At 40.2% G+C, this 7,100-nt stretch carries 13 protein-coding genes and 1 pseudogene; all 14 read right to left on the reverse strand.

What is annotated here, in order from left to right; all coding sequences use genetic code 11:
- Positions 1-43 precede the first annotated feature (43 nt).
- Positions 44-1,216, reverse strand: coding sequence for a type IV secretion system protein VirB10 (virB10, locus tag PVV63_RS09520; RefSeq protein ID WP_273790448.1), 1,173 nt, complete (start codon positions 1,214-1,216; stop codon positions 44-46).
- A gap of 27 nt (positions 1,217-1,243) precedes the next feature.
- Entirely contained in the window at positions 1,244-2,098 is an 855-nt protein-coding gene (virB9, locus tag PVV63_RS09525) for a P-type conjugative transfer protein VirB9 (RefSeq protein ID WP_273791645.1), read from the reverse strand.
- 2 nt (positions 2,099-2,100) lie between these two features.
- Positions 2,101-2,772 (reverse strand): virB8 family protein, encoded by a 672-nt coding sequence (locus PVV63_RS09530; protein WP_273791646.1) that lies wholly within the window; start codon positions 2,770-2,772, stop codon positions 2,101-2,103.
- Complete coding sequence (locus PVV63_RS09535) at positions 2,769-3,056, reverse strand: type IV secretion protein VblB7 (protein ID WP_273791647.1); 288 nt, start codon at positions 3,054-3,056, stop codon at positions 2,769-2,771. The genes PVV63_RS09530 and PVV63_RS09535 overlap by 4 nt, the downstream gene beginning before the upstream one ends.
- 6 nt (positions 3,057-3,062) lie before the next feature.
- Positions 3,063-4,001 carry a type IV secretion system protein gene (locus tag PVV63_RS09540; RefSeq protein ID WP_273791648.1) on the reverse strand — a complete coding sequence of 313 codons (939 nt, stop codon included), beginning with the start codon at positions 3,999-4,001 and terminating at the stop codon, positions 3,063-3,065.
- A 46-nt stretch (positions 4,002-4,047) separates the two neighbouring features.
- Complete coding sequence (locus PVV63_RS09545) at positions 4,048-4,428, reverse strand: EexN family lipoprotein (RefSeq protein ID WP_273791649.1); 381 nt, start codon at positions 4,426-4,428, stop codon at positions 4,048-4,050.
- Positions 4,429-4,481: 53 nt separating this feature from the next.
- Positions 4,482-4,694, reverse strand: a complete 213-nt coding sequence (locus tag PVV63_RS09550; RefSeq protein WP_273791650.1) for a hypothetical protein — start codon at positions 4,692-4,694, stop codon at positions 4,482-4,484.
- Positions 4,695-4,720: 26 nt separating this feature from the next.
- Complete coding sequence (locus PVV63_RS09555; RefSeq protein ID WP_273791651.1) at positions 4,721-5,125, reverse strand: EexN family lipoprotein; 405 nt, start codon at positions 5,123-5,125, stop codon at positions 4,721-4,723.
- A 17-nt stretch (positions 5,126-5,142) separates the two neighbouring features.
- Positions 5,143-5,517: pseudogene (locus PVV63_RS09560) on the reverse strand (EexN family lipoprotein).
- Positions 5,518-5,571: 54 nt separating this feature from the next.
- The gene (locus PVV63_RS09565) at positions 5,572-5,787 is read right to left on the reverse strand and encodes a hypothetical protein (RefSeq protein ID WP_273791652.1); all 216 of its coding nucleotides are present in this window, start codon (positions 5,785-5,787) and stop codon (positions 5,572-5,574) included.
- A 26-nt stretch (positions 5,788-5,813) separates the two neighbouring features.
- The gene (locus PVV63_RS09570; protein WP_273791653.1) at positions 5,814-6,191 is read right to left on the reverse strand and encodes an EexN family lipoprotein; all 378 of its coding nucleotides are present in this window, start codon (positions 6,189-6,191) and stop codon (positions 5,814-5,816) included.
- Between the two features lie 2 nt (positions 6,192-6,193).
- Positions 6,194-6,466 (reverse strand): EexN family lipoprotein, encoded by a 273-nt coding sequence (locus tag PVV63_RS09575; protein WP_273791654.1) that lies wholly within the window; start codon positions 6,464-6,466, stop codon positions 6,194-6,196.
- Positions 6,467-6,468: 2 nt separating this feature from the next.
- Positions 6,469-6,882 carry an EexN family lipoprotein gene (locus PVV63_RS09580; RefSeq protein ID WP_273791655.1) on the reverse strand — a complete coding sequence of 138 codons (414 nt, stop codon included), beginning with the start codon at positions 6,880-6,882 and terminating at the stop codon, positions 6,469-6,471.
- A 2-nt stretch (positions 6,883-6,884) separates the two neighbouring features.
- A partial coding sequence (locus PVV63_RS09585; RefSeq protein ID WP_273791656.1) for an EexN family lipoprotein occupies positions 6,885-7,100 on the reverse strand: 216 nt, incomplete at its 5' end.

Raw genomic sequence — 7,100 nt, forward strand, 5'->3', positions numbered from 1 at the left:
CGTTCTGCATTTTTGGCTGATGGCATAATGTGACTTTATTGGCTTAATGAAAAAAGGAATAGCTAGGAGTAGAGCGGTTTCTTTTGCTTTTTACGACGAGTTTATAGACAGATGAAAAATCGAGATCTCTTGCTACAAAGATGTTGACGAGTTCGCCTTGAAATTTTTCTAGAGTAGGAGGGATGTTGATTTGATTTTCAAGGGCAATGGTGGCAGTATCTTTTCCAATGTTGTCTGCGCCTTCAAAACCACCACCCGCAGAGTTGTTTGCACCTGCTTTATTGGATTTTTTTTGCATTCTATTGGTGAGGTTTGTTGTGACACCATCAATAACGGTGAGTAAAAGGGAAGAGCCAAAGCGTTCCCACCAATGGGTGTTGATGTTGCCATCAAAACCAGCTCTGCCTAAAGTGTCGGTTGCTGGTGAGGCAAGGGGAATGATGACACCGGTTGGGGTTTTGGCTCTTGTCCAGAGCACAAAGAGGCGAGATTGACCTTGTTTTATCCCACCGCGGTATTCTCCAATGACTTGGGTTCCTTTATCAAGCAAAACAACGCGCCCATTGTCAGAGAGGATATCACGGTTGATTATGCAGCTTGCAAAGCCTGGTTGGTCGCTGTTTAATGCCGTTTCTAAGATACAGGGGATAGAGGTTCCCATGGCGATGATAAAGTTTCTATTGCCGATGAGTTTTGCTTTTGTTTCTTCTGTTGTGGTGGGTTTTAAAAGGGTTGCAAAATTTTGTGTGTTTTGAAGGGCAGGAGAATTTTGCGCATTCGCGAGATTTTCAAGGGCATGGAATTTGTCAAGGGGGTTTAGAGCAGTGTTGACGATGTCTTTTAATTCAGATTTAGAGCCTTTGGCAAAAGCGAGAACAGGGGCACGTCTTGCGGCATCAAGTAGTGGGTCATCTTTTTTGGGCTCTGGTGCGAGTGGTTGTGGGGGTGGTAAGGTTATTGGCGCTATGTTGGCACGCGGGTCAGAGGGGGCGAGCTCTAAAGGCGCGAGGGTGTTGTGAAAGCTTTGTTCTTGTTTTTTATGAGCTTTTGCGGTGTTTTTTTGTTCTGTGGGGGTGGATAAGATGTTCCAGAGCACATAGCCGCAGATTCCTATACAGGCAATTGCGACAACTATTTTTTTGCCGGCGGTTTTGGCGCTATTGTTTTTGCCATCCCCAATAGATCCGCGATCTTCGATGATTGGTTTATCACTCATAAGTTGTCCCCTTCAATTCCCGCTTATTTAAAGATCTGATGCAACTTTACGTTCAACAGATGGTGAGGTTGTTCCGGTATTTGGATTTGTGCCTTTTGGTTGATAGGCTTCGTTAAAGACGCATAGGACGTTTCTTCCCTTTCTTAGGGTGAAGCGCGCGCTAATGGCATGGACAATCACCATGTTGCCTCTTGTGGTTTTGGGAACCAGCGATTCTGTACCGTCATTGTTGACGATGTAAATGGCAGGGATTTCTTGGTTGTCTGGAAATGTAAATGTTGTGGTTTTGCCATTGTCGTAAACGGAGGAGGGTTCGAGTACGCTTGAGCCTTGAGCGGTGTAAGCCCAATTGCGTGGTCCGTAGGTTTCATATGCGTTGAAGACATTATCAATACGCTGAGCTTGCTGTTTTTCTTGTCGCATAAGGGCTGCGAGCCTTCTTTGTTCTGCTTCTTCTTGTGGGTAGCGAAATTTCACAAGGAAATAGGTTTCTTGTCCAGAGGAAATTTCCCCATCTTTGACCATGAGTTCAAATTGATAGGAGCGCTTTGAGCCATCAAGCTTTGTGGTGACGACTTGGAGATTGGTAATGGGTTGGACTTCTCTTGCTTTGAGGAAAAGAATATTGCCAGCGGGGGCAACTTCCCATGCAACGCTGTTGCCAATGGCTACATGGGCAATTTCTTCATTGGGAGAAAATTCTATTTGTACCGATGAGCGTATGGAGCCAATAATTTTTGTGACATTATAAGCATCATAGTTGATAAAGCGAATGCGGCTATCGCTTGGCGCACGGGTGGGAAAAATACTAGCATGGCTCAAGGCTATAGGAGAGAGGGTAATAGCGATGTTAAGAATGAGAAAAAGAATTTTTTTTGTCATGATCAGTTGACCACTTCCGGATCGGTTCTATATTCACTAACAATAAACCCTAGAGGATTTATCAAACGGTTTTGGACAGAGATAGGGGCATTGATATATTCAAAGGTAAGTGTTGCAACCCAGTGGGTGATGAATTCTTTGTTGGTTTCATTGTCATGAATGGTTCTATAGTAACGCACTTGGGCAACATTGTCATTGATAAAGGAGATTGATTTTATTGTTATTGTAACGGCGGCGTGTTTATAAAGAATTTGAGGACTTTGTGGATTTCTTGCTCCATACCAGCTGGCAAATCTTTCCTGTTCTTCAGAAGAGGAGAGGAGAGAGACGGTTTGGAAGTTGTGTTGTGTTTCTTCTGTGGTGAAGCCTTCACGGGAGCGGACATATTTTGCAGCAAAGTAGCGTGTGATTGCTTCGTCGACATTGGTGGGACCTTCTTTTAAGGCTTCCACAACTTCAGTGATGCCGGTTGAATTGTCCACACGGATGACAAAAGGTTCCACGGTTTTAAGGGGCGTGAGGGTGATGACCGCGAGAGAAGACATTATTGCAACCGCAACGGCGATGCCGGCAATGGCAAGCGAGACGCGGGTGGTGCGGCGTGAGGCGAGCATGCGATCTTGATCGAACGAGCGTGCTTCAGCAATGTATTGTTCTATATCTTTTTCTTTCATGCTTTTTGCCCGCAATTTTTGTAAGATTTGATTTCTTCATCCGTTAATTTTTGTGCCAGAAGCGTTTCCAGCTTACCTTCTTTTAGGGTTGAAGGGGTGTTGTTACTGATGATAATGGGCGTGGGCGTGGGTTTTTTCCCTTCCCAATTCCACATTGATCTGTTGAGTGGACGTTTAGAATATCCATCACACTTTGGGAGTGACTTCAGTGTGTTTGGTGAAGACATACAGCCACTGAGAAAGAGAAATGGTAAGATAATCCCAATTTTTTTAAATTTCCGCATTTGAACTTAGGCCTTTGCTAATAGTGATGCTAATTTTTTTACACCCTTCATTATTGTGTTGCCGGCAAATTTAGCAGCGCGAAAAGCTTCTTTTCCAGCGCGTTGCGTTCCAGTTATTGCACTTGTGAGAGAAGCACCCCCAGAGGCTAAAGCTGATGCTATATCAGGTAATTTTATGAAAAGGTAAATACCACAAAAGCTAATAGCTGAGAAATTAATTAAGGAAAGCATTATATCTTCAAGATTTACTGAGAAGATTTGCATTGCAAGATTGACATACATACCGCCAAGCAACACGACTAATACCTGCAAAATGATGAAGTTTGCAACTTGTCCTAACCATGCTTCTGTAAAACGCCTTGTTGGGGAAAACAGACCAAGGCTTATAAACAGTGGTCCTATTGATAGGACAAGAAATAAACCAAGTTTAGCAAACATTGAGACGATAAAACCAACTGCAGAAACTATTATGGCATCCACTAAACAGCCAAAACCAGCAAGCCATGTCGCAAGAAACTTACCCGTTTCGGTCCATCCTGTGTACTGATCTGATGCGTCAAAAACGTGTGCACCAGCTTGTCTTAGCATATTGTCCCATATATTTTGATCCGAGTGTGCTGCACCTTGTGTGACATTTGCAATGGCATTCGGCAGATCATTGAAAAATATATCCCTGACCCACGCATTATAAAGAGCAGTGTTTGTGGCAAGTGCAACAATGATGCCAAGTTTGAAAGCTGTCGCTATAAATTCCCATAAGGGCACGGAAAAACGCCCATAGATGATATTGTACCCCATAAATATAATGTAAATTGTACATGATGCTTTAAGCGGGGCACTTAACCCCGATGAAAGATTACTAATAGTTTTATCCATTATATCTTCAAGAGCCTTTATTACAAAACTATCCATCCGAGTAAATACAGTTACATTTTCAAATGCCATTGCACGTCCGTTTTATTTAATGTCTGCAAATATGATCATTTCTGATTCAATTATTATCTTGTTTTTTTTCAGCTCGTTCTTTTGCTTCTTGTTCGGCTTTAGCTCGTTCTTTTGCTTCTTGTTCGGCTTTCCATTTTTCATGTTCAGCTTTTTGTTTGTCCATAAGTTCATCCATCGCTTTGTTGAAGCGCTCTGCCGCTTTCCGGCTTCTTTCTTCAGCTTTGGCTTCATATTCTTTTTCAAGTTCTAAAAATGCTAAACGCATGTTTTCACAATTTTTTGAAGTTCCTGCGAATCCACATTTAGCATCCCACTCTAAGCGTAAATTTTTATCTTTTTTAAATTCTGCTACACTGTGAGTTTTTTCACATCCAGCTGTGATGAGCCCTGTGCAAAGTAGCAATGTTGTTATGAGAACTTTATTCATAGTATTTCCCCTTCTTTCTTTCAGTTTTACAAGGTTTGAGCACAATCTTTAAATTATGCTATGTTCTGGTTTTTATAACCAGTGATGATAAATTTAGGGCACAGACATAATGCTGCCATAAATATATTATAAAGAGCGTAAAATGCTTTAAGTTGAGCAGCTAAAGCGCAATAGCGATGTGTAATGGCGCTATCCATTATCCTTGTAAGTGGTTTCATCAACATATTGTCTATCCAAGTAAATACGCCTTTGCTTTCTACTGCCATTTAGATGCTCCACTGTTCATTATGTCTTAATTATTATTTTGTTGTTCTTCTGCCGCGCGCTCTTTTGCTTCCTGTTCTTCTTCAGCACGTCGCTTTGCTCTTTGTTCTGCTAATTTTTTTTTAGTATTAGCTTCCATTTTTTCAATCCAAGCTTTTTGTTCAGCTTGAAACTTTTCATCTATTTTGCGATTTTCTTCTTCAATTTTACGGCTTCTTTCTGCTGCTTTTGCTTCATACTCTTTCTGAAGTTCTAAAAATGCTAACCGCATGTTTTCACAATTTTTTGAAGTTCCTGCAAATCCACATCTAGCATCCCACTCTAGGCGTAATTTTTCATCTTTTTTAAATTCTGCAACGCTATAGGTTTTTTCACATCCAGCAGCAATAATTCCAGTGCAAAGTAGCAATGTTGTTATGAGAACTTTATTCATGATTAATGACTGTCCTGTTATTGTTGTTTAGCTTTAGCGCGCTCTTCTGCTTCTCGTTCGGCTTTAGCTCGTTTTTTAGCTTCAAATTCAGCTTTCCATTTTTCATATTCAGCTTTTTGTTTCGCCAGAAGTGCATCCATACCTTTCTTACGCTCTTCTGCCGCTTCACGTGCTCTTTCTTCAGCTTTTGCTTCATATTCTTTTTGAAGTTCTAAAAATGCTAAACGCATGTTTTCACAATTTTTTGAAGTTCCTGCGAATCCACATTTAGCATCCCACTCTAAGCGTAAATTTTTATCTTTTTAAAATTCTGCGACGCTATAGGTTTTTTCACATCCAGCAGCAATAATTCCAGTGCCAAGTAGCAATGTTGTTATGAGAACTTTATTCATCGATATTTCCCCTTCTTTCTTTCAGTTTTACAAGTTTTGAGCACAATTTTTAAATTATGCTTGTGTTATCGGTTTTTTATAACCAGTGATGATAAATCTAGGGCAGCGACATAATCTTGCCATAAATCTATTGTATAGTCTGTAAGGTTCTTTAAGTTGAGCAGCTAAAGCGCAATAGTGATGTGTAATGGCGCTATCCATTGTCTTTGTAATGGGTTCCATCAACATATTGTCGATATAAGAAAATATGCCTTTGCTTTCTACTGCCATTGAGATGCTCCGCTTTTCATTATGTCTTAATGGTTATTTTGTTGTTCTTCTGCCGCGCGCTCTTTTGTTTCTCGTTCGGCTCGTTCTTTCGCTTCTTGTTCGGCTTGTAATTTTTTAGTTTCAGCTTTTTCTTTGGCTACAAATTCCTCTATCTCTTTGTTGAAGCGCTCTATTGTTTTACGATCGCTTTCTTCATCTTGTGCCTGACGTTCTTTCTGAAGTTCTAAAAATGCTAACCGCATGTTTTCACAATTTTTTGAAGTTCCTGCAAATCCACATTTAGCATCCCACTCTAGGCGTAATTTTTCATCTTTTTTAAATTCTGCGACGCTATAGGTTTTTTCACAGCCAGCAGCGATAATTCCAGTGCAAAGTAGCAATGTTGTTATGAGAACTTTATTCATGATTAATGATTGTCCTGTTTCTTTTCAGATTCTTGTTTATCGTCATTTGTAGAGCCAGTTCTCCCCCATCCCCATGTTGGAAGACTCTCACGATAAGCTTGCTCTGCGTTTTTACAATTTTGCGAATCGAGATCCCCTGATGTCATACATTTCATTTTCCATTTTTCGTATAATTTGTGATCTTTTTTAAATTCTTCTACGCTGTAGGTTTTTTCACAGCCAGCAGCGATAATTCCAGTGCAAAGCAGCAATGTTGTTATGAGAACTTTATTCATGATTAATGATTGTCCTGTTGTTGTTGTTTAGCTTTAGCGCGCTCTTCTGCTTCTCGTTCGGCTTGTTCTTTTGCTTTTTCTTCAGCTTTTCTTTTTTCTAGTTTTTCTAGTTCAGCTTGCATTCTTTTATGTCTAGCTTCCATTTTTGCTCGAAATCTTTCCATTGCTTTACGATCTTCTTCTTCGCGTTCACGCGCTCTTTCTTCAGCTTTGGCTTCATATTCCTTTTCAAGTTCAAGTTGTGCTAATCTTAGGTTTTCACAATTTTTTGAAGTTCCTGCGAATCCACATTTAGCATTCCACTCTTCCATCAATTTTTTATCTTTTTTAAATTCAGCGACGCTATAGGTTTTTTCACATCCAGCAGCGATAATTCCAGTGCAAAGTAGCAATGTTGTTATGAGAACTTTATTCATGATTAATGATTGTCCTGTTTCTTTTCAGATTCTTGTTTATCGTCATTTGTAGAGCCAGTTCTCCCCCATCCCCATGTTGGAAGACTCTCACGATAAGCTTGCTCTGCGTTTTTACAATTTTGCGAATCGAGATCCCCTGATGTCATACATTTCATTTTCCATTTTTCGTATAATTTGTGATCTTTTTTAAATTCTTCTACGCTGTAGGTTTTTTCACA

It is taken from the genome of Bartonella sp. CM31XJBT, assembly GCF_028618555.1.
Classification (GTDB): domain Bacteria; phylum Pseudomonadota; class Alphaproteobacteria; order Rhizobiales; family Rhizobiaceae; genus Bartonella.

Coding starts and splice junctions, on each gene's coding strand:
- virB10 (WP_273790448.1), bottom strand. CDS start 1,216: ATGAGTGATAAACCAATCATCGAAGATCGCGGATCTATTGGGGATGGC.
- virB9 (WP_273791645.1), bottom strand. CDS start 2,098: ATGACAAAAAAAATTCTTTTTCTCATTCTTAACATCGCTATTACCCTC.
- PVV63_RS09530 (WP_273791646.1), bottom strand. CDS start 2,772: ATGAAAGAAAAAGATATAGAACAATACATTGCTGAAGCACGCTCGTTC.
- PVV63_RS09535 (WP_273791647.1), bottom strand. CDS start 3,056: ATGCGGAAATTTAAAAAAATTGGGATTATCTTACCATTTCTCTTTCTC.
- PVV63_RS09540 (WP_273791648.1), bottom strand. CDS start 4,001: ATGGCATTTGAAAATGTAACTGTATTTACTCGGATGGATAGTTTTGTA.
- PVV63_RS09545 (WP_273791649.1), bottom strand. CDS start 4,428: ATGAATAAAGTTCTCATAACAACATTGCTACTTTGCACAGGGCTCATC.
- PVV63_RS09550 (WP_273791650.1), bottom strand. CDS start 4,694: ATGGCAGTAGAAAGCAAAGGCGTATTTACTTGGATAGACAATATGTTG.
- PVV63_RS09555 (WP_273791651.1), bottom strand. CDS start 5,125: ATGAATAAAGTTCTCATAACAACATTGCTACTTTGCACTGGAATTATT.
- PVV63_RS09565 (WP_273791652.1), bottom strand. CDS start 5,787: ATGGCAGTAGAAAGCAAAGGCATATTTTCTTATATCGACAATATGTTG.
- PVV63_RS09570 (WP_273791653.1), bottom strand. CDS start 6,191: ATGAATAAAGTTCTCATAACAACATTGCTACTTTGCACTGGAATTATC.
- PVV63_RS09575 (WP_273791654.1), bottom strand. CDS start 6,466: ATGAATAAAGTTCTCATAACAACATTGCTGCTTTGCACTGGAATTATC.
- PVV63_RS09580 (WP_273791655.1), bottom strand. CDS start 6,882: ATGAATAAAGTTCTCATAACAACATTGCTACTTTGCACTGGAATTATC.